General features: G+C 52.5%; 22 protein-coding genes. 12 read left to right on the forward strand and 10 right to left on the reverse strand.

Translation table 11 applies throughout. The features are described 5' to 3' along the window. Window positions 1-26: 26 nt before the first annotated feature. The 8 genes from FCN51_RS25715 to xdhC are packed head-to-tail and all read left to right on the forward strand — an operon-like array spanning window position 27 to window position 9,350. A complete protein-coding gene (locus tag FCN51_RS25715) occupies window positions 27-1,445 on the forward strand; it encodes an NAD(P)-binding domain-containing protein (protein ID WP_310256916.1) in 1,419 nt (472 codons plus the stop codon). A gap of 27 nt (window positions 1,446-1,472) precedes the next feature. Next, window positions 1,473-2,366: an allantoinase PuuE gene (puuE, locus tag FCN51_RS25720; protein WP_310256919.1), complete on the forward strand. Its 894-nt coding sequence runs from the start codon at window positions 1,473-1,475 to the stop codon at window positions 2,364-2,366. Beyond that, window positions 2,363-2,872 carry a 2-oxo-4-hydroxy-4-carboxy-5-ureidoimidazoline decarboxylase gene (uraD, locus tag FCN51_RS25725; protein WP_310256922.1) on the forward strand — a complete coding sequence of 170 codons (510 nt, stop codon included), beginning with the start codon at window positions 2,363-2,365 and terminating at the stop codon, window positions 2,870-2,872. The genes puuE and uraD overlap by 4 nt, the downstream gene beginning before the upstream one ends. Next, complete coding sequence (uraH, locus tag FCN51_RS25730) at window positions 2,869-3,201, forward strand: hydroxyisourate hydrolase (RefSeq protein ID WP_003624352.1); 333 nt, start codon at window positions 2,869-2,871, stop codon at window positions 3,199-3,201. The genes uraD and uraH overlap by 4 nt, the downstream gene beginning before the upstream one ends. A gap of 3 nt (window positions 3,202-3,204) precedes the next feature. Next, window positions 3,205-4,665 carry a nucleobase:cation symporter-2 family protein gene (locus FCN51_RS25735; RefSeq protein ID WP_310256927.1) on the forward strand — a complete coding sequence of 487 codons (1,461 nt, stop codon included), beginning with the start codon at window positions 3,205-3,207 and terminating at the stop codon, window positions 4,663-4,665. 36 nt (window positions 4,666-4,701) lie between these two features. Continuing rightward, window positions 4,702-6,183: a xanthine dehydrogenase small subunit gene (gene xdhA, locus FCN51_RS25740; RefSeq protein ID WP_310256930.1), complete on the forward strand. Its 1,482-nt coding sequence runs from the start codon at window positions 4,702-4,704 to the stop codon at window positions 6,181-6,183. Then, window positions 6,176-8,521: a xanthine dehydrogenase molybdopterin binding subunit gene (gene xdhB, locus FCN51_RS25745; RefSeq protein ID WP_310256933.1), complete on the forward strand. Its 2,346-nt coding sequence runs from the start codon at window positions 6,176-6,178 to the stop codon at window positions 8,519-8,521. The genes xdhA and xdhB overlap by 8 nt, the downstream gene beginning before the upstream one ends. A gap of 13 nt (window positions 8,522-8,534) precedes the next feature. Next, entirely contained in the window at window positions 8,535-9,350 is an 816-nt protein-coding gene (gene xdhC / locus FCN51_RS25750) for a xanthine dehydrogenase accessory protein XdhC (protein WP_310256936.1), read from the forward strand. A gap of 4 nt (window positions 9,351-9,354) precedes the next feature. On the opposite strand, the gene FCN51_RS25755 is transcribed toward xdhC, so the two are convergent. The 5 genes from FCN51_RS25755 to FCN51_RS25775 are packed head-to-tail and all read right to left on the reverse strand — an operon-like array spanning window position 9,355 to window position 13,899. Beyond that, entirely contained in the window at window positions 9,355-10,710 is a 1,356-nt protein-coding gene (locus tag FCN51_RS25755) for an AtzE family amidohydrolase (RefSeq protein WP_310256939.1), read from the reverse strand. Further along, on the reverse strand, window positions 10,707-10,895 hold the full coding sequence (locus tag FCN51_RS25760; protein ID WP_003624342.1) for a DUF4089 domain-containing protein: 189 nt from the start codon (window positions 10,893-10,895) through the stop codon (window positions 10,707-10,709). The genes FCN51_RS25755 and FCN51_RS25760 overlap by 4 nt, the downstream gene beginning before the upstream one ends. A gap of 12 nt (window positions 10,896-10,907) precedes the next feature. Then, window positions 10,908-11,312, reverse strand: a complete 405-nt coding sequence (hpxZ, locus tag FCN51_RS25765; RefSeq protein WP_003624340.1) for an oxalurate catabolism protein HpxZ — start codon at window positions 11,310-11,312, stop codon at window positions 10,908-10,910. Between the two features lie 17 nt (window positions 11,313-11,329). Beyond that, window positions 11,330-12,571 (reverse strand): pyridoxal-phosphate-dependent aminotransferase family protein, encoded by a 1,242-nt coding sequence (locus FCN51_RS25770; protein WP_310256948.1) that lies wholly within the window; start codon window positions 12,569-12,571, stop codon window positions 11,330-11,332. A 2-nt stretch (window positions 12,572-12,573) separates the two neighbouring features. Further along, window positions 12,574-13,899 carry an allantoate amidohydrolase gene (locus FCN51_RS25775; RefSeq protein ID WP_310256951.1) on the reverse strand — a complete coding sequence of 442 codons (1,326 nt, stop codon included), beginning with the start codon at window positions 13,897-13,899 and terminating at the stop codon, window positions 12,574-12,576. Between the two features lie 329 nt (window positions 13,900-14,228). On the opposite strand from FCN51_RS25775, the gene FCN51_RS25780 reads away from it, so the two are divergent. Together FCN51_RS25780 and FCN51_RS25785 are read left to right on the forward strand one after the other, a co-directional pair. After that, a complete protein-coding gene (locus FCN51_RS25780) occupies window positions 14,229-16,568 on the forward strand; it encodes a TonB-dependent receptor (RefSeq protein ID WP_012812932.1) in 2,340 nt (779 codons plus the stop codon). Between the two features lie 62 nt (window positions 16,569-16,630). Then, window positions 16,631-18,004: an 8-oxoguanine deaminase gene (locus FCN51_RS25785; RefSeq protein WP_310256956.1), complete on the forward strand. Its 1,374-nt coding sequence runs from the start codon at window positions 16,631-16,633 to the stop codon at window positions 18,002-18,004. Window positions 18,005-18,024: 20 nt separating this feature from the next. Here the strand turns inward: FCN51_RS25785 and FCN51_RS25790 are convergent, their stop codons facing one another. The 4 genes from FCN51_RS25790 to FCN51_RS25805 form a co-directional block, all read right to left on the reverse strand. After that, window positions 18,025-19,155, reverse strand: coding sequence for an isopenicillin N synthase family dioxygenase (locus FCN51_RS25790; protein ID WP_310256959.1), 1,131 nt, complete (start codon window positions 19,153-19,155; stop codon window positions 18,025-18,027). 112 nt (window positions 19,156-19,267) lie between these two features. After that, on the reverse strand, window positions 19,268-20,035 hold the full coding sequence (locus FCN51_RS25795; protein WP_310256962.1) for an ABC transporter permease: 768 nt from the start codon (window positions 20,033-20,035) through the stop codon (window positions 19,268-19,270). Window positions 20,036-20,038: 3 nt separating this feature from the next. Continuing rightward, window positions 20,039-20,830, reverse strand: a complete 792-nt coding sequence (locus tag FCN51_RS25800) for an ABC transporter ATP-binding protein (RefSeq protein WP_310256965.1) — start codon at window positions 20,828-20,830, stop codon at window positions 20,039-20,041. A 36-nt stretch (window positions 20,831-20,866) separates the two neighbouring features. Beyond that, window positions 20,867-21,397 (reverse strand): DUF2165 family protein, encoded by a 531-nt coding sequence (locus FCN51_RS25805; protein WP_003624328.1) that lies wholly within the window; start codon window positions 21,395-21,397, stop codon window positions 20,867-20,869. Window positions 21,398-21,545: 148 nt separating this feature from the next. On the opposite strand from FCN51_RS25805, the gene FCN51_RS25810 reads away from it, so the two are divergent. Together FCN51_RS25810 and FCN51_RS25815 are read left to right on the forward strand one after the other, a co-directional pair. After that, window positions 21,546-22,559 (forward strand): ABC transporter substrate-binding protein, encoded by a 1,014-nt coding sequence (locus FCN51_RS25810; protein WP_310256970.1) that lies wholly within the window; start codon window positions 21,546-21,548, stop codon window positions 22,557-22,559. After that, complete coding sequence (locus tag FCN51_RS25815) at window positions 22,556-23,926, forward strand: amidohydrolase family protein (protein ID WP_310256974.1); 1,371 nt, start codon at window positions 22,556-22,558, stop codon at window positions 23,924-23,926. The genes FCN51_RS25810 and FCN51_RS25815 overlap by 4 nt, the downstream gene beginning before the upstream one ends. A gap of 29 nt (window positions 23,927-23,955) precedes the next feature. On the opposite strand, the gene FCN51_RS25820 is transcribed toward FCN51_RS25815, so the two are convergent. Continuing rightward, on the reverse strand, window positions 23,956-24,831 hold the full coding sequence (locus FCN51_RS25820) for a PhzF family phenazine biosynthesis protein (RefSeq protein ID WP_310256977.1): 876 nt from the start codon (window positions 24,829-24,831) through the stop codon (window positions 23,956-23,958). Window positions 24,832-24,838 lie beyond the last annotated feature (7 nt).

A 24,838-nucleotide genomic window follows, 5' to 3' on the forward strand; every position in this document is an offset into this window, starting at 1 on the left:
CGCATATTTCGGACTGATATGCAGGCATGGAACAGCTTAATAAACGTGTGCGTGATGATCTCGCAAAAATTCAGTATGCAACAGGTAATTGGTGCATTCCCCACAAGCATGATGGCGAAGATGTTCTGGATGTTGCTATTATTGGCGGCGGGCAAGGTGGTCTGGCCACCTGCTTTGGGCTGAAGCGGCGCGGCATTACGAACACCTGTATTTTTGATACCGCCCCCAAAGGGGGAGAAGGCCCGTGGATTACGTTTGCACGTATGCTAACACTGCGTACGCCCAAATATGTTACCGGCCCGGACCTGGGCATCCCCAGCCTGACACCTCAATCATGGTACGAAGCCCGCTACGGTGCCGCGGCATGGCACACGCTGGATAAAATCTCCCGTCAGGATTGGCAGACTTATCTGGATTGGGTGCGTGATGTACTGGAGCTACCCGTAAAAAATGAACACGAACTGATAGATATTGATTGGCAGGACAACCTGCTGAAACTTACATTTTCATGCGCCGGCGGCGTGAAAAAACAGGTTTGGGCACGCAAAATTGTGCTGGCAACAGGGATTGAAGGTGGTGGGGCATGGCATGTGCCAGACTTCATTACCAAAGTGCTGCCCAAAACACGTTATGCACATACGTGCGAGCAGATTGATTTTGAAAAACTGCGTGGCAAACGCATTGGCGTTCTTGGTGCCGGGGCCTCAGCCTTTGATAACGCTGCAACAGCTTTGGAACATGGCGCCAAACAGGTTGACCTATGCTTGCGCCGCAAAAAAATTCCATCTGTAAATCCCTATCGCTGGATGGAAAATGCCGGGTTCCTCAGCTATTTTTCAGAACTGGATGACCTGGTGCGCTGGCGCTTCATGCGGCGGATTTATGATCTCAACCAGCCGCCCCCGCAGGATACATTCTGGCGCTGCCGGAGCCATAAAAACTTTGCCTTCCACACGGGCACTCCGTGGCTTTCCGTGAAGGAGGAAGGGAAGGAAGTGGTTGTAACCACACCACATGGTGAAATGCGGTTTGACTTCCTGATTATTGGCACCGGTTTTGTAATTGATCTGGCCCAGCGGCCGGAAATGGCCAAACTGGCACCGCATATTGCCCTCTGGCGGGATTGCTTTGCCCCACCGGAAGATGAGCAGAGCACACTTCTGGGCAGTCACCCTTATCTGGGTGAACGCTTCCAATTTCTGCCGCGCAATGCGTCTGATCCGCTGGCACCCATGCTTGCGGCCATCCATAACTTTACATTTTCCGCCACACCCAGCATGGGGCTTTCTGGTTCCTCCATCAGTGCCATGCGCTTTGGGGTGGAAAAACTAACCTTTGGTATTGGGCGTGATCTGTTTGTGCAGGACGGTGAAAAACATCTGCAAAGCCTGCTGGATTACAACGTAGATGAATTGGTTAGTCTGGAACCTCCTCAGTGTGTTTGATGATGTGTTCTGGAAGGTAGGAAAATAATGCAGAATTACCCGCGCGATATGGTTGGATACGGCGCTTGCCCGCCGGATCCTCACTGGCCGAATGCGGCCCGTATAGCCGTGCAGTTTGTGGTGAATTACGAAGAAGGTGCCGAAAACTCTGTCCTGCATGGAGATAAAGGATCCGAGGCCTTTCTTTCGGAAATGATCGGCACAACATCTATCGTAGGCGAACGCTGCATGCAGATGGAAAGTCTGTATGAATACGGCAGCCGCGCGGGGTTCTGGCGCTTACACAGATTGTTTGAAAAAGCAGGCATAAAGCCCACCGTATTTGGTGTGGCAACAGCCATGGCGCGTAACCCCGCAGCCGTTGCCGCCATGCAGAAAAGCGGGTGGGAAATTGCCTCGCATGGCCTGCGCTGGATTGATTATCAGCATATTCCCGAAGATGTTGAGCGCGAGCATATTCGGCAGGCCATAGCGCTGCATACGCAGGTTACGGGGGAACGCCCCTTAGGCTGGTATCAGGGGCGCACAAGCCCCAACACAGCGCGCCTTGTGGCTGAAGAAGGTGGCTTTGTTTACGATGCAGATTCCTATGCGGATGACCTTCCGTATTATGACAGAACACACGGTAAGCAGCAGCTGATTGTGCCTTACACATTAGACGTAAACGATATGAAGTTTGCGGCCCTGAACGGCTTTACAGAAGGGGAACAGTTCTTCCACTATCTGCGAGACTGCTTTGACATGCTGTATCAGGAAGGCGGGCGCATGATGTCCGTTGGCCTGCATTGCCGTCTGGCAGGCAAACCTGCGCGGGCATTGGCCGTTGCCAAGTTCATACAACATATCCAGCAATATGAAGATGTGTGGACACCAACCCGCCTGGAAATAGCCCGGCATTGGCAAAAGGTGCACCCAGCATGATGCGCTTGCAGGATGTAAACACGCTTTCTCCCCAACAGTTTGTTGAAACATTTGGGGGCATTTACGAGCATTCTCCATGGGTGGCAGAAGCGGCTGCAAAACAGCGCCCCTTTGCCTCCATGCAGCAGATGAAGCAGGCTTTTTCTCAAGCTGTGCAGCAGGCTCCAGAAAGCCAGAAGCTGGCTTTGGTGCGCGCTCACCCGGAACTCGGCCACCGTATGGGCATAGACCCGGACCTAAGTGCTGAATCAACGCAGGAGCAGGGAAGTGCCGGGTTAGATCGGCTTTCTCCCGCAGAATACAGGCAACTGCGTGATCTGAATGATGCGTACCAGAAAAAGTTTGGCATGCCGTTTGTTATTTGTGTTCGGCAAGCCACCAAAGCCGTTATTCTGGAAGCCATGGAACAACGTCTGACAAGTTCTTTTACGGAAGAACTTGCAGAGGCGCTAAAGCAGATTGATGCAATAGCGGCCCTGAGATTGCAGGATAAGGTGCAGGCATGAGCTCTCTTTCCACACATGTACTCAATACAGTTTCCGGCCGCCCGGCCAGCGCTGTGCAGATCCGCCTTTTTGCGGGCGATACCCTTATGTTTACAGGGCTAACAAATGCCGATGGCCGTTGCGCGGAGCTTAGAAGTCTTGAGCTCAAACCCGGAAAGTATAGGCTGGAATTTGAAATAGGCGCCTATTTCCAGCAACAGGGCATGAACCTGCCAGAACCTCTTTTTCTGGATGTCGTGCCAATTGTTTTTGGGTTGGGTGAGGCCATGCACGCCCATGTGCCGCTGCTTGCCGCGCCTTATGGTTATTCCACTTACAGGGGAAGCTGAAAGATGAAAGCTGCCAGAAATGTTCCGCAAGCGGTTCATCCTGTAGATGAATTCCTGCCTTTCTGGCAGTTGGGTGTTTATGGGTTACAGCATGTGCTCACATTCTATGCTGCATCCGTTATTGTACCCATTCTGCTTGCCAGTGCTCTTGGGCTTTCACATGATGCCCTGGAACACCTTATTGAAGCCGATCTTTTTACCTGCGGCATTGCCTCCCTTATTCAGGCCGTAGGTATTGGCCCGCTTGGGGTCAAACTGCCGCTTTTGCAGGGGGTTACGTTTGTTTCCGTTACCCCCATGATCGCCATTGGCACGGCTGCCGGGGGCGGGATTGAAGGGCTGCATCAGATTTTTGGTGCAGTTATTGTGGCGGGCATTTTTTCCTACTTTGTGGCGCCTTTTTTCTCGCGCCTGATCCGCTTTTTCCCACCTGTTGTAACTGGGTCTGTCATTCTGGTTATCGGGCTGGCTCTGCTGCCAGTTGCGGCCAATGATATTGTTAATGGCCAAGGCACAGGTGCCATGCAAAACCCTGTCAGCCTGCGTAATGTTGCGTATGGCTTGGGCACGCTGCTGTGCATTCTGGCTGTTCAGCGTTTCTTCAAAGGTTTTATTGGCACCATTGCTGTGCTGGTTGGGCTGATTATGGGCACACTGGTGGCATGGATTTTGGGAGACGCGCATTTTGGAGATGTGTCATCCGCGCCATTACTAACCATTGTGCGCCCGCTTTATTTTGGCATGCCCAGCTTTCATATCGTGCCCATTCTCTCACTGATTATCGTGATGATGATTTCCATGCTGGAAACAACGGGCGATGTATTTGCCACCGGCGCGATTGTGGAAAAAAAGATCACTCCGCGTGATATCACCCGTGCCATTCGGGCAGATGGGGCAGCTACAATGCTGGGGGGTATTTTTAACTCCTTTCCCTATACCTGTTTTGCTGAAAACGTAGGCCTTGTGCGGCTTACGGGCGTAAAAAGCCGGTGGGTTGTGGCCGCCGCAGCTCTTATCATGATGGTTATGGGCTGCCTGCCCAAACTGGCTGTGCTTATGGCCTGTGTGCCTCTGCCTGTTCTGGGTGGAGCAGCTTTGGCCATGTTTGCCGCTGTGGCCGTTGTGGGTATTCAAACTTTGGCACAGGTTGATTTTGATAACCAGAATAACGGCATTATTGTTGGCACCAGTGTTGGCTTGGGCATGCTGGCTACGGCGCAGCCCCATATTGCAGACCACTTTCCGGCATGGGCCCAGATCATCTTTGGCAGTGGTATCACGCTAGGGGCCATGTCCGCCATTATCCTGCATCTTATTTTCAACCACGGCACGCATGATGCGGTTGTGGAAGACATAGAAGCCGCCCCACAGCCAGCAACCACTCACCCGGAAATGTGGAAGAATGTTGTTGTGATCTCGGAAGACAAACTGGGCTCTCGGCCTCCCAAATCCCTCTCCAGATAAATCCTGACCACATAATTCTTCTACAGAGACCAAAAAATGCGACACCATATAAGGTTTTATCTGGGTCAGACTTTGCACGAAGTGTCTGATCTTTCTCCCACTCACACGGTATTGAACTGGCTGCGTGACCAGAAAGGGCTAACCGGCACCAAGGAAGGCTGCAATGAAGGAGACTGCGGGGCCTGCACCGTTATGGTTGTGCGCCTTGAAAACGGCCAACTGACATGGCGCAGCGTAAACGCCTGTATCCAGTTTTTGTGGATGCTGGACGGTGCCCAGCTTTTTACCGTTGAGCATTTGCAAAACCCCGATGGCTCCCTGCACCCGGTGCAGCAGGCCATGGTGGATCTGCACGGCTCTCAATGCGGGTTTTGTACGCCGGGTTTTGTAATGTCCATGGTGGCTTATGTGCAAAACGGCGGGGGGGATGACCCTAAAGCCATCAATACGGCTCTGGCTGGCAATTTGTGCCGCTGCACAGGGTATGCCCCCATTATACGCGCCATGCAGCAGGCGCGCCGCATTATGGTGCAGCAGGGCAACCGATTTGATGTGGAGAAACAGGACATAATCCTGCGCCTTTCTGCCTTACAGGATGGCAGCAGTGTAGATATTCAAAACACCCGTGGCCGCATCACTCTGCCTGCCAATTCCGATGTGCTTGCCATCGTTTATCAGGAAAACCCCAAGGCCACACTTGTTGCAGGCGCTACAGATGTTGGCCTGTGGGTTACCAAGCATTTGCGAGATCTGCCGCATGTTATTGCCGTAAGATCCGCCAAGGATCTGCATAAACTGGAACAACGTGATGGCGGTTTGTGGATAGGCGCAGCCGTAACATACACACAGGCTCTGCCTGCCTTGGCAACACATCTGCCAGATGCGCTGGAAACCATAAAACGCATTGGTTCTACGCAGGTAAGAAACGCCGCCACTGTTTGCGGCAACATTGGCAATGCCTCACCCATTGGGGATGGGCCACCCTTATTTATAGCCGCCGGTGCCGTGCTGCATTTGCGCCAAGGCGATACACGGCGGCAGCTCCCGTTAGAAAACTACTTTGTAGAATACGGAAAACAGGACCGGCAGCCTGCTGAATTTATAGAAGGTATTTTTATACCGAACCAATCCGCGCAAACAGTTATGCGGGCTTACAAGGTTTCCAAACGGTTTGATCAGGATATTTCCGCCATTATGGCTGCGTTTGCAGTTTCCATAAATGCTGATGGAGAGATAACAGAAGCGCGTCTGGTTTTTGGCGGAATGGCGGGCATTCCCTGCCGCGCCAAAATGGCGGAAAAGGCTTTGGTTGGCCAAAAGTGGGATATTGCTGCGTTAGAAGCCGCACGCAAAGCCATACAGGATGACTTTACGCCCCTAACGGATATGCGCGGCAGTGCGTGGTATCGCTCCACAGTATCCGCCAACCTGTTAACGCGCTTTTTTGAAGAAACAGCTCCTCAAGGAAGCGCTCAACCTATCTGTCTGGAAGGTTGGAGGGAGATTTCCCATGCTTAAAAAGCATATCAACGCACCCACAACAGTTCCCGGTGGCGCAACACAAAGCCTGAAGCACGAAAGTGGGCGTCTACACGTTTCCGGCAAGGCAACGTATATTGATGATATTCCCACACCCGCAAATGTTGTGCATGTGGTGCCTGGGTTAAGCACCAAGGCCCATGCTCGCATAGTTTCTATGGATCTGGAGCCCGTTAAGAATTTTCCCGGCGTTTTGTGCGTGCTTACTGCCCAAGATGTGCTGGGAGAAAACCAGATCAGCCCCGTAGGCGCGGGGGATGAACCTCTTTTAGCTACAGATGAGGTTTTTTATTACGGCCAGCCCATTTTTGCGGTTGTGGCTGAAACACGTCTGGCAGCCCGCAAAGCCGCACGCCAAGCCAAGATTGTTTATGAAGACCTGCCAGCAGTTCTTTGTGTTGAAGAAGCCCGCCAAAAAGGCGGAGACATGGTGTGCCGTCCACTCGAAATGGTACGCGGCAACGCTGAAAATGCCCTAGAAAACGCTCCCAAACGGCTGTCCGGGCGCATTACAGTTGGGGGGCAGGAACAGTTTTATCTGGAAGGGCAAGCCGCACTCGCTACACCGGGTGAAGAAGGGGAGATGCGTATATGCTCCTCCACCCAACACCCTACAGAAACCCAGCACATGGTGGCGCATATTCTTGACCGCCCCAGCAACCTGGTAACAGTGGAAGTACGCCGTATGGGCGGCGGCTTTGGGGGCAAGGAAACACAGGCAAATGCTCCCGCCTGCCTAGCAGCCTTGGCCGCAGAAATAACCCAGCGTCCAGCAAAATGTCGCCTTGATCGTGATGACGATATGATCATGACAGGCAAGCGGCATGACTTTGTGATTGATTATGATGTTGGCTTTGATGCGCAAGGGCATATTCAGGGTGTAGATATGCTGCTAGCCGCACGATGCGGATGGTCTGCTGATTTATCTGGCCCAGTAACGGATAGAGCGCTGTTTCATGCAGATAACGCCTATTACTACCCGGATGTGCGGCTGCGCTCAGAACCCTTTCGCACCAATACGCAGTCCAACACAGCATTTCGGGGCTTTGGTGGCCCACAAGGCATTGCTGCCGCCGAACGGGTTATAGAAGAAATTGCCTTTGCCACGGGGCTAGACCCGCTGGATGTGCGTTTGCGCAACACTTACGGCACGCAAGACAAAAACATCACGCCGTATTTCATGACCGTGGAAGATTCCATTTCCCGGGAAATCATGGAACAGCTTGCTGAGGAATGCGATTACCGCAAACGGCGTGAGGAACTCCGCGCCTTTAACCGCAGCAGTAAATACATCCGCCGTGGCATAGCCCTTACGCCCGTTAAATTTGGCATTTCCTTTACCGCCACGCATTTCAATCAGGCAGGCGCTCTGGTGCATGTCTATACGGATGGTTCCGTGCAGGTAAATCACGGCGGCACGGAAATGGGGCAGGGGCTACATACCAAAATGGTGCAAATTGCCATGCGGGAATTTGGCCTACCCGAAAACCGCGTGCGCATTACCGCTACAACCACAGGCAAGGTGCCCAACACATCTGCTACAGCGGCATCCAGCGGGGCAGATCTAAACGGCATGGCTGTGCTGGATGCCATCAGCAAAATTAAGGAACGGCTCATCAGCTTTGCCGCCACACATTGGCAGGTACCAGAAAGCACCGTGCATTTTGGAGCCAATGGCGTGCAGGTGGGAGAAAACTGTATTCCGTTCGTGGATGTGGTGAAGGCCGCCTATATGGCCCGTGTTTCGCTTTCCTCATCCGGTTTTTACAAAACACCCAAAATTTCGTGGGACCCAAAAACCGGACGCGGTCGCCCATTTTATTATTTTGCCTATGGGGCCGCCTGCGCAGAAGTTGCGGTTGACCTACTGACTGGTGAAAACCGTATGGAGCGCGTGGATATCCTGCACGATGCCGGGCAATCCCTAAACCCAATTCTGGATATTGGCCAAATTGAAGGGGGCTTCATACAAGGGGCAGGGTGGCTGACAATGGAAGAGCTGGTGTGGGACCAAACAGGCCGGCTGCGCACACATGCCCCCAGCACCTATAAGATTCCGGCCTGCTCGGACCGGCCGCCGATTTTTAATGTGAAGCTGCTTGAGAACTCCCCCAACCAGGAAGAAACCATCTTCCGTTCCAAAGCTGTGGGGGAACCACCTTTTGTGCACGGGCTGGCGGTATTGCATGCCATCTCGGACGCCATAGCGAGCATTGCGGACTACAGCATCTGCCCTCAGCTAGATGCGCCTGCCACACCAGAGCAGATTTTACGCACAGTGGAACGGCTTAAAAAACAAAAGGACATGCCTCACTAATACGGAGCTGATCATGCGAGAGGTTGCAAGGGTTCTTCAACACTGGCACCGCCATCCAGAACAGCTCATTCTTGTGCGTGTTACGGAAGCCAAAGGCTCCACCCCGCGCGAAACAGGTGCCTTCATGCTGGTGGGCACCTCTTTGCTGGCCGGAACAGTGGGTGGAGGCGCATTGGAGCATGAATGCGTAGCACAGGCACGCCAGATGCTGTGCCAGCATGAAAAGCTGCGTGAACATGAATTTATTCTGGGTGGGCAAAATACCAACCAGTGTTGCGGAGGTTGGGCTCGTGTGCGGCTGGAGCGTGTAACACCAGACATTGTGCGCGAACTAGAAAACAACATACGGCAAGAACTGGAAGCACGCCCGGTGCTGCTTATGTTTGGAGCTGGCCATGTTGGGCGTGCCTTGGCTTATGCGTTGGCACCGTTACCCCTAAGGTTGATCTGGATAGACCCCAGAAAACAGGAATTTGGCGCTGTTCCCGCAGGCGTAGAAACACGCATAACAGACCAATGGGAGCCAATATTGCACGCCGCACCAGCCAAAGCTGGCGTGCTGGTGCTTACACCCAGCCACACGTTGGATGCGTTAATTATAGAATCTGCTCTTTTACGGGATGATCTCTCTTATGTGGGGCTCATTGGCTCTGCCACCAAACGCAGGCGGTTTGAACACAGTTTCCGCCAGCTTGGTATGGAAGAACAGCGCTTACAGTCCCTCATCTGCCCCATAGGAGAGCGCGGAATCAGGGATAAAAGGCCAGAAGTTATTGCTGCTCTGGTTGCGGCGGAAGTGGTGGAGCATGTGCTCCACCCATCCCTATAACTTTTTAAGCCATTTCCTTTTCTGGCAGGGGCACGCACCCTGCCAAGCCGCTTTTCTTCAGCGCCCGCGCAACACTAAACAGCGCGGCTTCCTGCCCCGGAGCAGCAACAAGCTGTAAACCAAGCGGCAAAGAACCTGTATTTTTCAACGGCAAGCACAATACAGGCAAACCCGGCAGGCTAAGCGGTTGCGTAAACAGGCCCAGATTAGCTCTAGCAGATACAGGTTTACCGTCCACCATAATGGTTGGCGCATCCAGAAGAGGCGCTTCCCCCATAACCGCAGGTGCTATGAGAACATCTGTTTTCTGGAAAAGTTCGTGGATTTTCGTGCGGAACCAGTTTCTAAAACGCTGAGCCTGCAAATAGGTGGATGATGGCAACAAGGCTCCAGCAATCAGGCGGTCCCGCGTGGCAGGGTCATACTCTTCTGCCTGTTTGCGCAGGCGGGGCAGGTGCAGGTTTCCGCCTTCTGCCGCTGTTATCAAGAAAGATGCCGCACGTGCGCTTGCCACTTCTGGCAACTCAACCGTGCTGGTGGTTTGCAGGCTGGCACAAACACGGTCCAGCGCAGCCACAAGCTCAGGCGCCAGATTGGATGCAAACCATCCCCCTAATTTGGAAACCCGCAGCGTATCGGCTGCCGGTTCTGGCGCTGGTGTGCTGCCATCCATCACGTAAAATGTTGTAATCAGATCATCCAGAGAGGATGCAAAACTGCCCACCACATCCAAACTGGCAGAAAACGGATAAGCTCCCGCGCGGGGCAGGCGGCCAAAAGTGGGCTTTATTCCCCACACACCGCATAATGATGCCGGAATGCGAATAGACCCATTGGTATCGGACCCAAGGGCAAAAGGCAGAAAACCCGCAGCAACCGCCGCAGCAGACCCACCGGAAGACCCACCAGCCATACGGGCCAGATCATGCGGGTTATGGGTGGTGCCATAATGCGCATTTACGGTTGCAAACCCGTAAGCAAATTCATCCATGTTCAATGTTGCAACGGGAATGGCCCCGGCAGCTTTAAGCCGCTGTACAATGGCAGCATCTTTTTGCGCAGGTGGCATATTGCGTAGCACAATAGAGCCAGCCGTGGTCACATGGCCTGCAATATCAAACAGATCCTTCACGCCAAACGGCACACCCGCCAAAGGGGGCAAAGTTTGGCCCGCCTGCCGCATGGCATCTATTTTTTGTGCCTGCAGCAAAGCCTCATCTGCAAAAAGATGCGTAACACTCTGGATGCCATGATCCTGTGTACGCAACGTATTTAATGTTTCCTGAATGGTGGAAACTGCACTTTTTTTACCAGAGCGAATAGCCTCCGCAATGGCATGCGCGCTGGAAAAACGGGTCATGGAATATACTCGTATGCTGGTTCACACGTATCGGGCAGAGTGTGCTGTTCAACCAGTTTGGCATAGTGCGCCAAAAGGGCGGAATTGCTGATAACCCCCGGCAGACATGTGGGAGAAAGATCGAGCCCTATGGTTGTAGCGCGTGCGCGCACAAGATTTTCCTGATCAGAGGAAGGGGCGGTCATGGGCCTATTTCCTTATAAAGCAGGTCTTTCGGTTTCTGGACGTGCCGCCATGAGCGACACATGGGCTGCCAGAATTTTCCATCCATTGTCAGTCCGTATCCATGTCTGCATCTGGCGGCCTATGCGGTCCGAGCCTTCACGCTGGAATTCCAGACTGACAACAGCACTTTCATTACCAATGGCGGTAATGGTGCGCCGCAGGTTACGGCGTGGGGGGCTTCCTCCTTTTCTAGAGCGGCGAAAAGCTGCTATTTCTTCCGCCCCATACAGGTTTTCCCCCACGCCGTAGCGCACCACTTCCGGGCCATTCCAGAACAGATCATCCAGAACTTGCACATCATTTTCGGCCAGAGCGCGTTCATAAAGGTCTGAACATGCCTCAACCTGCCGGAGTGTTTCTGGATTATTCAGTTCCATTATGCTTCTCCCAACGGTTACGGCCAGGATGCCATAGCGGCATCTACAGCAGCGCCACGCGGGGGCTTAAACCCTTCAGCAGCCAAAGCTGCTTCCAATGCGCCCAATGTCAGCAACACTTTGTGTTTGACGGCATTGTAGCCCATGGTGCCAATGCGCCAGATTTTGCCAGTAAGCGGGCCAAAAGCCGTGCCAATTTCAATGCCAAAATCATCACGCATACGCATGCGCACTTTGTCTCCATCCACACTGGCTGGAATCCATACGCCGGTTACGTTCGCCATACGGTGTGCATCATCACCAAAAATGGTCAGCCCCATTGCGCGTAGGCCCGCAATAAGCGCCGTGCTGGCCGTTTTGTGGCGGGCAAAGCGGTTTTCCAGCCCTTCTTCCAGCACAATACAGGCGGCCTCTCTGGCGCCGTACAGCATGGTTGTTGCTTCGGTATGGTGGTTCAGCCGCTTTTCAGACCAGTAATCCATCACCATGGCCAGATCGAAATAGTTGGATGGAATACGCGGGCGCTGCCCATCCATAAGGCTTGCACTGCGGATACCGGCTTCTACATGGCGGCGAGCCATAATGTGCTCGGCAGCCCGATCCGAAATGGTAATGGGAGCAGAACCCGGCGGCCCGCCCATGCATTTCTGCAAACCACCGGAGATCACATCAATGCCCCATTGGTCTGTGCAAACCGGCACGCCACCCAATGTGGCCGTAACATCTGCATAGGAAAGAACATTGTATTTTTTACACAATGCCCCCACGCCATCCAAAGGCTGCGCCATTGTGGTGGAGGTATCTCCATGAATACAGGCCAGAACCTGCGGCTTATGTTCCTGCAATGCCGCTTCTATCTGCTCTAATGAGGCCACTTCACCCCACGGCAGATCCAGCGTGCAGATTTCTGCCCCTATGCGCTCGGCAATTTCTGAAAGCAGCAAACCAAAGCGGCCAGCACGCACAATAAGAATTTTTGCGCCCGGTTCCACCAAGGAAACAAGAGCCGCTTCAATACCGGCCCGGGCCGTGCCATCTACCAGAAATGTCCACTGGTTCTCTGTCATGAATACCTGACGGTACAGCGCCATGGTTTCATTCATGTATTCCGTCATTTCCGGGTCAAACTGCCCCAGCATATCGGCAGACATGGCACGCAAAACACGTGGGTGGGCGTTAATGGGGCCGGGGCCCATCAGAAACCGTTGGGGCGGATCAATCTGTTTGAACATTGGTGAAATCATACGGGTTTGCTCCATGATTAAGCGGCTTTTTCTGATGGAATATTCTGGATGAAATCGCACATGACACGTAAAGCCGTTTCTACATCCTCATCCTGCACAGCTTCGGCAGGGTTGTGGCTTATGCCTTTTTCACAGCGAATAAACAGCATGCATACAGGGGTAAGGGCAGCCATGATCATGGCATCATGCCCAGCCCCACTTACCAGCTTATAAGCAGGTTGCCCCGTGACGGCTTGAATGGATGCAGCCAGAACGTTGCTGAGTTGCGGGTTGCATGGCGTGGCGGAAAGATCGTGCTGAAGTGCAAGTTCCATTTCCACGCCGCGTTTTTGACTGATCTCGTGCAGGACTTGGGTTATTGTTTCTGCTGCTTTGTTGCGCACATTTTCCGTGCCAGCACGCACATCAATACTAAACTCTACCCAGCCCGGCACGATATTGGGCGCACCGGGCTTTACGTTCATTTGCCCAACGGTTGCCACCAGATCATCCGGGCCTGACTGCGCAATTTTTTCTATGCAGGAAATGGCTTCTGCCGCGGCGGCCAGGGCATCCTGGCGCAAATGCATGGGCAATGTGCCCGCATGCCCGGCCATGCCTTTCATTGTCACCTTAAACCGATATTGCGCGGCAATGGATGTGACCAAGCCTACTGCATGATCCTTACTTTCCAGAACAGGCCCTTGCTCTATATGCGCTTCAAAATACGCCAGAACCTGAGAGGGCTTATAGCTGGCCTCCAGATAGTGTGCAGGGTCTAGCCCACTTTCTAGGAGTGCCTGCCGGATGCTGGTGCCTTGGGCATCCAGCACGTTTGGCAACGTATCCAAAGAACCAGCCACAGCGCGGGATGTCAGCATAGAAACTGGAAAGCGGGACCCTTCTTCATCCCCAAACCCAATTACCTCTATGGCGAAGGGAAAACGCTTTTGCTGTGCATGAAAGCTGGCAACGGCTTCTATGCCCAGAATAACGCCTAATGTGCCATCGTACTTGCCTGCGTTTTTGACACTATCAAGATGAGAGCCAATGAGCAGGGCAGGAGCGTTGGGGGTAAGGCCTTCATATCGGCCAATCAGATTACCTGCGGCGTCTATCCGGCAGTGCATGCCGGCTTCTTCCATCCATTCACGCACCTGCTTTACTGTCGCGGTATAGGCGGGGGAAAGATAGGAGCGGAACAGACCATCCGATGTGTCTGAAAAAGGAGGGTGCGCTAAAAAGTCACACCGTTGTACTGCCCTTTTCCCGGACGCATCTGCAACACACAAAACATTGGGCTGGGTTTGCATACGGGCCTCTAGGGTTAGGAGGTCAATCAAAAACGCTACATCTCGCACCATATCAAGGGCGAAACAAACTATACGCAGGTTTTTTCCGTTCTCTCAAAAGCAAAAAAAGCAATGTTGCATTGCCAAATTCAGATCAGGCGGTGCTCTTAAAACGGCAACAAGAAAATGCCTTTTTTGTTTTTGTGCGTTCACTTATAAGCCTATATATATCGATATCGTATCGTTTTATCGCCCGCTGCCCGGAGCCTTAATCTTATGTCGGAAGCTTACTCAAAGATCTCTGCCGATTTCCAAATTACGGCTCTTACACAGGCCAATTTGAAGAAAAAGGCCTTCTGTTCCTGCATCGTTGTTAAGCTTCCCTGCTGAGGAATTTTCTCATGTCCTTTCGGATTATTGCGCCAGCCCGCCCAGTTCTGTCCCGACTGACATACCGCCAACACCTTGCAACGTTGTCCTGCCTTGTCAGTGCTGTTGGGTTCTGCGCCAGCCTTTCTACGGCGGAAGCGCAAACGGCTACGGCAGCCAAAAAATCATCCCAACTCACTCGGGCATCTGCAACCTCTTCTGCTGCACATGTGCGCCCGCGCTCCACAAAAGCGATTGAGGCACACGGGACAGAAGAAGTTTCGGTGGGGTCCACACGCCGCAAGCGCAATGGCGGCGGCGGCATGATGCGGCTTGAAACAGCCCCCCATGCGGTACAGACGGTCACCAAAGAATACATTGATATGCGCAGCCCCGTTTCCACATCTCTGGATCTGGTTAAAAACCTGCCAAGTGTGAACGTGACCACCCCGGATACATCGGGCATGCAGGGCGGCCAGGTGCAGACACGCGGCCTGACAGACCGTGACATGGCCATTATGGTGGATGGCATTTCTGCCGGGCAGGCGAAATATCTGGCTGAAATTATTGATTCAGAAAACGTGGATGAAGTGAGCATCACACCCGGCAGTGCGGCGCGTGATCTGCCCGTTATGTCTGCTGCTGGTGGGGTGATGAACTCCAAATCCCATATCGCGTCCCACAAGTTTGGCGGTATGACGGATTTCTCCTACGGCACCAACAACCTCTCGCGTGAGTTTATTCGCCTTGATTCCGGTGATATCGGCAATAGCGGTATCCGGGGCTACTTCTCCTTTTCCAACACGCATGCACGTAGCTGGATGGGTTCTGGCATTAACGAGCGTAAGCATATTGATTTTGGCGCCCGCAAGGATTGGGAAAACGGGTCTAACGCCAACCTGTTTATCTCATGGAACTCTGCTGACTGGACAATTGATAACTACCCCACAGAAGACCAGTTCATGCTGTATAAGCACACGGGGCAAGGTTGGGATCGCTCATCCCATCCGGGTAACGCGAACTATTGGAAGAACAATGCTGACCACTGGAACCAGATCTTCCTGAGTGCGCCTATCCACACCGTTATTACGGACAAGCTGTCCTTCGATCTGCACCCATACCTCACCTATGGGCAGGGCTGGAGCGCCAAGCCTAATGGTGCGGAAGCCAACTCTGCGGGTGATATGCAGAACACGATTGGCTACTTTCAGGAACATGGTGACCGCGTAGTGGGTGCCACGGCATCGCTCGGCTATGATATTGACAAGCACAACCACCTGACCTTCGGTTACTGGTATAACAACAGCCAATCAGACCGCAGCTACCCTACCAGCTTTGCCATGCCCGCAGGCGGTGCACCCAGCCCGAACTGGTCTCAGTATCGCATTGATAAAGGTGATCGGCAGGTTGCGGGGTATGAAATCCACTCGCTGTTTATTCAGGACACAGCCAAGTATCTGCATGACAAACTGCTGATTAACGGTGGCTTTAAATTTGTTATGTCCAACGCATGGAACAAGGATTACTACGGCAGGCAGGGGCGCAACAGCACGGCACCATTGCCGCAGCTTTCCATTAGCTACAACATCAATGATCAGAACCAGATCTATGTAAACGCGGAAGGGGATTACCGTCAGCCAACAGAAAACGATATGGGCTGGCTGTACACGGATGTGCCGATCCTGAAGAACCAGTATTCCATCAAGGAAGAACTGGGGTACCGTTACCACAACCGCTACATGATGATGGATCTGTCATTCTTCAACTACAACGTCACCAACCGTGTGGTTGACCAGTATTTGGGCATGAACAACTACCGTCCATTCTCCATCGGCAGCCAGACCATGCGCGGGCTGGACTTCATGATCGCCGGGCGTGAGATCCACGGTTTCAGCCCTTATGCCTCTGTGGAGTATCTGCACGCCACGCAGGATAGCAACGTGTTCGACCCGTACCAGAACATTATGCTGCATTCCAAGGGCACGCAGGCCATTATGGCACCACGGGTTATGGCCAACTTTGGTTTGACCTATAAGTATAAAGGCTTCTTTGCCAACGGCTCCGTGCATTACACCGGCCCGCAATCCGTCAGTGTGGCTGGGGATCAGAGAATACCGGGTTACGTGACCAACAGCCTGACGGTTGGGTACCACTTCAAGCCATTTGGCTTTGTAAAGTCTCCCACTTTCCGGTTGAACTTCACCAACCTTACGGGTTCCATTGTGCGCACGGGTGCCATGGGCGCTGTTTACAGCAAGCATGATGCCGGCACGGTTTATAGCGGTAGCTCCGCAGCTTACACAGGTTACGGCAATACCTTCATGGTGGAACCACGCTTCTCCATGACAGGCACAATCTCTACCTCTTTCTAAGACCGTCCTGAACCAACTTAACGCCCCTCTCTTTAATACAAAGGGAGGGGCTAGGTGTTTTTATGATGTCACGTAGATACTTGCTGAAAAATGCCCTGTGCCTCGTCACGATGGATGATGCCAGGCAAGAGCTGAAAAACGGGTGGATCGTGACAGAAGGGCGGCAGATTGTCGCCCTTGGTGGTATGGAGGACCCGCATCCTCCTACGGATGAAGTGCTGGATATGTCCGGCCATGTGGTTATGCCCGGTATGGTGAATACTCACCACCACATGTACCAGTCCTTAACACGGGTTATTCCGCAGGCTCAGGACGCCTCCCTGTTTCAATGGCTGCAAACACTTTACCCCATTTGGGCACGCCTTACGCCAGAAATGATAAAGGCCTCCACGCGCACGGCCATGGCGGAACTGCTGATGTCTGGTTGCACCACAACCAGTGATCATCTTTACCTTTTCCCCAACGGTTGCCGCCTTGATGATGAAATTGAGGCCGGGCTTGAAATGGGTATGCGCTTTCATGCCTGCCGCGGCAGCATGAGTGTTGGAGAAAGCGCAGGGGGGCTGCCGCCGGATAGTTTGGTAGAAAAAGAGCTCGACATCCTGCGTGATACGCTGCGCGTGATTGAAACGTACCATGACCCGGAACCTCTGGCGATGCTAACCGTAGGCGGCGCACCGTGTTCTCCTTTTTCTGTCAGCCCTGAACTTATGCGTGATATGGCAGAGTTGGCGCGCAATACGGGCACCCGGCTGCATACACATCTGGCCGAAAACCAACATGACGTGGCCTACAGCAAGGAACGCTTTGGCCAGACACCCGCAGAATATGCAGAAGATGTTGGCTGGGTTGGTGCCGATGTATGGCATGCCCATTGCGTTAAACTAGACACCGCAGGCATGGCCCGCTTTGGCCAAACGGGCACGGGAATAGCCCATTGCCCCTGTTCCAACATGCGCTTGGCCTCTGGCATTGCTCCTGTTGGGGCCATGCAGCAGCACAGTATTCCTGTTGGGTTGGGGGTTGATGGCTCTGCCTCTAATGATGGTGCAAGCATTCTGGCAGAAGCACGGCAAGCCATGCTGGTTTCCCGCCTGTTATCTGCGCGGGATGAACAGGCCATGATGCTCAAAGCGCGTGATGTATTGGCGTTAGCTACACGCGGAGGGGCCAGAGTTCTGGGCCGCACAGATATTGGCCAGTTAGCGGTAGGCAAAGCGGCCGATATTATTGCGTTTGATATGCGCAAGCTGGAATATACCGGCGCATTAAGTGATCCGGTAGCCGCCTTGGTGTTTTGTACCCCATCTTCCGTTGCCTTTAGCATGGTAAACGGCAAGGTCCTAATACAGGACGGCCATTTTACAAAGCTGGATGTGGGTATGGTTATAGAACAGCATAACCATCTGGCACAAAAACTGTATGAGGGAAGTTAAGCTTCCCCCATACGCACCCATTACTTGTGCTTTTGCACAAAGTTGGCATGTAGACGCTGGTAGATGTAGTCTTCCGCTGTAATTGGCGGGTATTTACCTTCAGGCCCTTCAATAACAGCCTCCCGGTTTGCCTGACAGAAAAAGGGAACAGACAAACGCGGGCCAAGATATTCGCCCGGTTGCGGCATACGCACACGGTGGAGGGTGGATTTTAGCTTATCATCACTCCAACGCATCAGCATATCACCAATATTGCAGGTAACAGCACCGGCCACAGGGGTCACTTCTGTCCATGCATTGGATGAAATTTCGTTACCTGGGCAAAGCTGTAGGCCACCTTCACCTTCACGCAGATGCAGGAGTGTCAGACAATCAAAGTCTGAATGTGCACCAGCACGCCATTGCTTGAAATCTTCCGGTTTGGCGTTTTCCATGCTCATGTAATGGATAAGACGCAAGGTGCACTGATACCCCGGAGAAGATCTTTTACAGCACTCTGCAAAGAAATCTTTTTCAAACCCAAGTTTTTCTGCAAAACAGGAAAGTATTTTCATGGCAAGCTGCCAGTTATCTTCCTCAAATTGCAAAAGCTTTATCTGAAAGCCGGGAAGAACCTGCTCATCCGGCCACAGATTATCCATTTCCGGCAAAGTAATCTGGTAAGATTCCTTGTTATCCGGCGTGCCGGTGGAAGGCCGCACCTGAGAGCAATATTCCCAGCCTGCATTCACGGTGGGCTTCTTTTTAAAAACTTCCTTTTCAGACATAGGAAGAGCAAAAAACCTTTTTGCTTCCGCAAAAGCGTTATCAATATCTTGTAACGAAATTCCGTGATTGATAACCTGAAAAAAACCATCCTGAGTTGCGGCATTCCACAAATCATCCGCAATCTGGGCACGCCTGTTCTCATAGTCTGAAAAATCAATAACAGGGATAGAACGGACAGAGGTTGTACCCATGCTGCCTATAGTGGCCTCACGCTTGAGCTCTTCCATAGGGTAATCTGGGGTGGTTTTGGTATTCAGGGTCATGGCGTTTCTCACACAAATTGCAAACTGGCCCATAGGGCGTAGCAGTTGGTGCAAACCAGCATGTGGGAAAGCATGTTTTTTAGCGGCCAAAGCTTCCCCCATGCTGAATAAGACCAACATGGTGGAGCAATGCCCAGAATATTTCTATTCCGACCGCTTCTACTCACTTGTCGTAGTATAGATCTTGATGTTTCGATAAGTCAACAAAATGATGTTGGCAAACACTCTATTTCTAGTGCTGAACACGGTTATGCAAAACAAGCTTTCTGATACTGCTTGTGGCCATATAAAGGGCAAGGCCGGTAAGGGTGATCATGAACAGCGCAGCAAACATGCGTGGAATATCCATCTGGAACCCAGCCTGCAAAATCTCGTAGGCCAAACCAGCACTATTGCCTCCGGTGCCAGCCACAAACTCGGCCACCACAGCACCGACAAGAGCCAAACCGCTGGAAATTTGCAAGCCTGCCATAAACATGGGCAAAGCGCTGGGTATTTGCAGGCGCAAAAGCGTTTTGAGGCGCGAGGCTTTATGCATACGGAAAAACGCTTCCAGCCCCGGATCAACACTTTTAAGACCTTGTAAAGTGTTGGAAATAATAGGAAAAATGGCAATCAGTGTGGCGCAGATAACAAGTGCCAGCAGCGTTGTTTTCACTAAAATGATAATCAATGGAGCGAGAGCTACCACAGGCGTAACCTGCATGAGAACCACATAGGGCATCAGGCTGCGTTCAATAAGCGGATGCTGTACCAGCACAAAAGCAACCAGAACACCCAGAACTACAGATACACATAACGCCGCTAATGTAACGGTAAGCGTACTGTACAACGCATGCCCCAGTGTATCGATATTGCTAAACAGAGAACGTGCAATATCAGAAGGGGCAGGCATAAGATAAGGCGGAATGTGCCAAAAATAACAAATACCCTGCCACAACAGCAAAAACAGAATGCCTACAGCAAGGGGGGCAAAAATGGATATCAGGCGGGCAGACATAAGTTAGGCCACCTCTGCAAGAAGGGAAGATTGAGATGCCTGAATAAGCAATTTGCTTAAATCCTGACATATCGTGGCAAATGTATCGCTGAGGCGAAATTCCTCATTTCTGGGGATACTTGGGTCTATTTCATATTCGGCAAATATCCGGCCCGGATGCGCTGCCATAACCATCACACGGGTAGAAAGAAAAGCGGCCTCGTACAAAGAATGCGTGACAAACAACAGGGTAAGGTCATCCTTGGCGCATAAGGTGGCTATATCTTCATCCAGCCGGTTGCGCGTTAATTCATCCAAAGCGCCAAAGGGTTCATCCATTAAAAGCAGGTTAGGGCGCGTGACCAATGCCCGCGCAATGGAAACACGCATCTTCATCCCGCCCGAAAGCTGGGCAGGAAAGCGATCTGCCGCATGGGCTAAGCCTACAATTTCCAGCGCCTGCTGCACGCGTGGTGCTGATACATCGGGAGAAATACCCTCCAGATCTAACGGCAAACGCACATTTTTGCGTACGGTGCTCCACGGCATAAGTGTGGGTTCCTGAAACACAAAGGACAGGCGACGATTTTCCTTGCCGACTTCTGCAAAACCTTTGTTCCACCAGGTCAAATACCCGGAGGAAGGTTGATGTAAGTTGGCAATCAGCTTCAGCAGCGTGCTTTTGCCGCACCCAGAAGGGCCAATCAGGCCAATACGTTCCTTGGGGTGAATATCCAAGGTAATAGGCGCCAGCCCCTGAACACCGTTTGGAAAGGTTTTTTCAGCAGACTGAATGCTGATAACGGTTTCTTGCATGATCCATCCAAACTTTGCAGAAGAAGAGGCAGGAGATTATTCGGGCTGCTGCACGTAAATGCACACAGCCAGCATGGTCAGAAAAAAGCGGAATGCAGGTTGCTGGCCGTTCCATGCCTGTGATTGCCACATTAGAAACCATTCGGCCCCCACCACAGAAAAACCAAAAAACCAGATCAGAAACCCCAAAGCCGTAGCTGCGGGCACAAACTTTTTTGCGGTTTTAAAGGCATCTTCCGGAGCCCAAAGGCGCGCACTCATCTGGTAAGCTGCAATGGCAAAAAGCAGACCGGTTAAGGCTTCCCCCAGAATAATCAGGCCGTAAAACAGGTGCCACAGAACAGGTTGGGGTATGGCCCGCCACATCAGGCTGTTGCCGCGGAATGTTGTATCCATGCTGAGAACATGGCGCACAAACTGAAAGTTTGAGTTGTAATCAGTTACGTTATTCAGCGCGACAATCAGGCCAAACGTACCCAATGCTCCCACCATGACGGTTTTAGCCAACCGAGAAATAGCAACTGGGGAAGAAAAAGCAGAGAGACGCGGCATATAACATTCCTGCATAGAAATGATTTATGCAGTTTAGGCCATTCAATCCTGCGAAGATCAAGGGGTAAATCGTTACAAAAAAAGCAATGAAGCGTGCTCTATTTTACAGCTTCCCAAATGCGCACGTTCTGTATGAACATACCGAATACGAAATAAACAGATCATGCCAGTGCAGGAATTCGGGATGTCTCTTACACGTCGAACATTGCTTTCAGCTGCTGCGGCGTCGTCTGTTGCAGCATTTACACCGTTTAAACGTGCGCAGGCGGCAACACCGGTCAGGCTGCTGCTGTCATGGTTTGCGCAGGCAGAAGTAGGCGGGTTTTATCAGGCTCTGGCTAAAGGGTTTTATGCGCAGGAAGGGCTGGATGTACGCATAGATATGGGTGGCCCGCAGGTAAACACCATGCAGATACTGGCGGCTGGCCGCGCAGATTTTGTAACAGGTTACGATTTTCAAACCCTGCGCGGCATACAGGGTGGTATGCCGTTACTTACTGTCATGTCCTCTTTCCAGCATGATCTGCAAGGGTTGATGACGCACGATAACATTACAGATCTGGCCCAGTTACGTAATCATCCCATTCTTATTTCCAGCCCGGCCCATGCGTCCTATTGGGGGTGGTTGTGCAAGAAGTTTGGTTACAGCCCAGCGCAGGCAAAACCCTATACGTTTAATCTGCAACCGTTTTTTCTGGACCCCGAAATGGCGGTGCAGGCTTATGCATCCTCTGAACCCTACGAGGCCCAGCAGCGCAATGTGCCTGTAAAGTTCTTTCCATTTGCAGATCTGGGCTACCCACCATACGGCACCCCAGTGCTGACCACACATGAATTTGCAGACAAAAATGATGCCACCACGCAAGCCTTCGTGCGCGCTTCCCTATTAGGCTGGCAGGATTACATGCGTGATCCAGAACCCGGTAACGCCCTGATACGCAAAGCCAACCCACGCATGACAGAAGGGCAGATTATGTTTGGTCATAGTGCCATGGCCAAAGCCAACGTGGTGGAAGGCGGAGATACAAAAACACTAGGGTTAGGCTGCATGACAGAAGCCCGCTGGCAGGCAACCTATCAATTCATGGTGGATAATGATCTGCTGGATAAAACCGTAAACTGGCAATCCGCCTTTACAACCAAATTTACAGACCGCGCTAAGGTGATGCCCGCATGAACGATCTGGTTATTCGCAATGCATCCGGCATTCTCACCGGTCTGAAAGGACTACAGGAACGGCGTACAGGAGATATCCGCATACGGGCAGGGCGTATTGTCAGCATTGGGCATACTCCCGAACAGGTGGGGGATACTGTGCTGGATGCAAAAGGCGGGGTGATTACACCGGGTTTGGTTTCTACCCATCACCATCTTTTTCAGAGCATGCTCAAGGGTATTCCATCAGCCATTAACGCGCCGCTTGAAAAATGGCTACGCCTGGTGCCCAACACATACTGGCGCTATCTGGATGAAGATACGCTGCAAACGGCAGCCCAGGTTGGCATGGTGGAGCTTTTGCTATCGGGCTGCACAACGGTGGTGGATCATCACTACCTGTTCGCCCGCAGCTATCAGTATGACCCTGCCGCCGTACTGTTTGAAACCGCAGAAAAGCTGGGGATGCGGCTGGTGCTTGCCCGTGGCGGCACTACGCGAACCCGTAAGTTCGATACGGACGAAATTGTTCCAGCCCCTACAGAAACGCTGGATGAAATGCTCAAGCGTGTGAGCGATCTGGTCAGCCGCTATCATGATCCGGCACCAGACAGCAGCAGACGCATTGCCATAGCGCCCAACACCCCAACATGGGGCGTAACGCCGGATGAACTGCGCGCCCTTGCGGAAGGCGCACGTAGCATGGGCATTGGCCTGCACACACATCTTTCAGAAACAGAAAATTACGTCAAATACTGCAACGAAGTGTACGGCATGCGCCCAGTTCAGTTCGTGGGGGAGCATGGCTGGCTGGGGCCGGATGTCTGGTTTGCCCATTTGGTACACCTTGATGCCAGCGAAATAGCACTTCTGGCCCAAACCCAAACAGGCATGGCCCATTGCCCGCAAAGCAACGGGCGTCTGGGTTCTGGCATAGCGCCTGCACCGGCATTGGAACAGGCTGGGGGGCGTGTTTCTCTGGCAGTAGATGGTGCGGCCTCAAACGAGGCTTGCGATATGGGCGCAGAAATGCATACCGCATGGCTTTTGCACCGCTTTGTGCATGGCGCAGATGCCGTGCGTTGCGAGGATATTGTACGCTGGAGTTCGCACGAAGGAGCGCGCATTCTGGGGCTACCAGACATAGGATCCGTTGCAGAGGGCATGGTGGCAGATCTGGTTGTGCATGATATCAACCATCCGCGTCATGCCGGGTTGGCAGATCCATTGATTGCACCCGTAGCCTCTGGTGCTGCCTGCGTTCGGCACGTGCTCAAAGCAGGTAAGCCTGTTGTGTATGATGGCATGGTAAAAGGTGTTGATGTGCCAGAACTCATGCAGCATTCGCGCCAAGTTGTAAAACGTCTGGCGCAAGCTGTATCTGCGTAAATGGAAAGGCGTTTTAAAAACTGCTGCTATTAGGTTTTTAAAACGCCATCCACTGCCGTTACACATTGGCCGCCAATGGTTATTTGCCCATCCCCTGCGTGAATATGCACCGCAATGCGGCCAGCCCGCCCAAGGCAATGCCCTTGTGTAGCCGTATAATCACTGCGCCCTTTGGGAAGAAGGCCAAGTTCCTGGCGGAATACGGCCACACTGGCATTTCCGCTGCCACAAACAGGATCTTCCTGCACACCTTGGGAGCAGGCAAAAGAGCGCACTTCTATTTGCGTATCATCTGTTTCATGCGGCCCAAAAACTGTAATGCCGGTTGCACCAAGGCTGTGCTCAAATGCCGCAGAGCGCCCGAAATCCGGGCGCAGGGCCAGCACCTTGGACGCGCTGGAAAGCTGCGCAACAATCCAGACAACCCCCATATCTACAATCATGGGGGTAATTTTACGCTCAACTGTTGCGCCCAGAATACCTTCCAGCCTTTCAATCTGGGCTGGGTTTAACGGGGTAAGCTTTGCTGGCGGCACGGCAAAAGAAAGCGTTCTGTTTGCGCCATCTCCCTCTACAGCCAGTTCTACAAGCCCAACGCCACATTCCTGCACCAGCACACCATTGCGTGGCACAGCACGCCCGGCTTCCAGCGCGGCATGCGCGCTGCCAAGGGTAGGGTGCCCCGCAAATGGAAGTTCGTGCTTAGGGGTAAATATACGCAACCGGTAATCAGCCTGCGGGTTTGTGGGGAGCAGCAGAAATGTGGTTTCAGACAGATTTGTCCAGCTCGCAATGGCCTGCATGGTTTTGGTATCCAGCCCATCCGCATCCAGCACAACAGCTACCGGGTTACCCAGCAGAGGCGTTTTTGTAAAAACATCTACAACTTTGTACGCACGTTTCATGATGCTG

Source organism: Acetobacter pasteurianus, from assembly GCF_009914215.2.
GTDB lineage: Bacteria > Pseudomonadota > Alphaproteobacteria > Acetobacterales > Acetobacteraceae > Acetobacter > Acetobacter pasteurianus.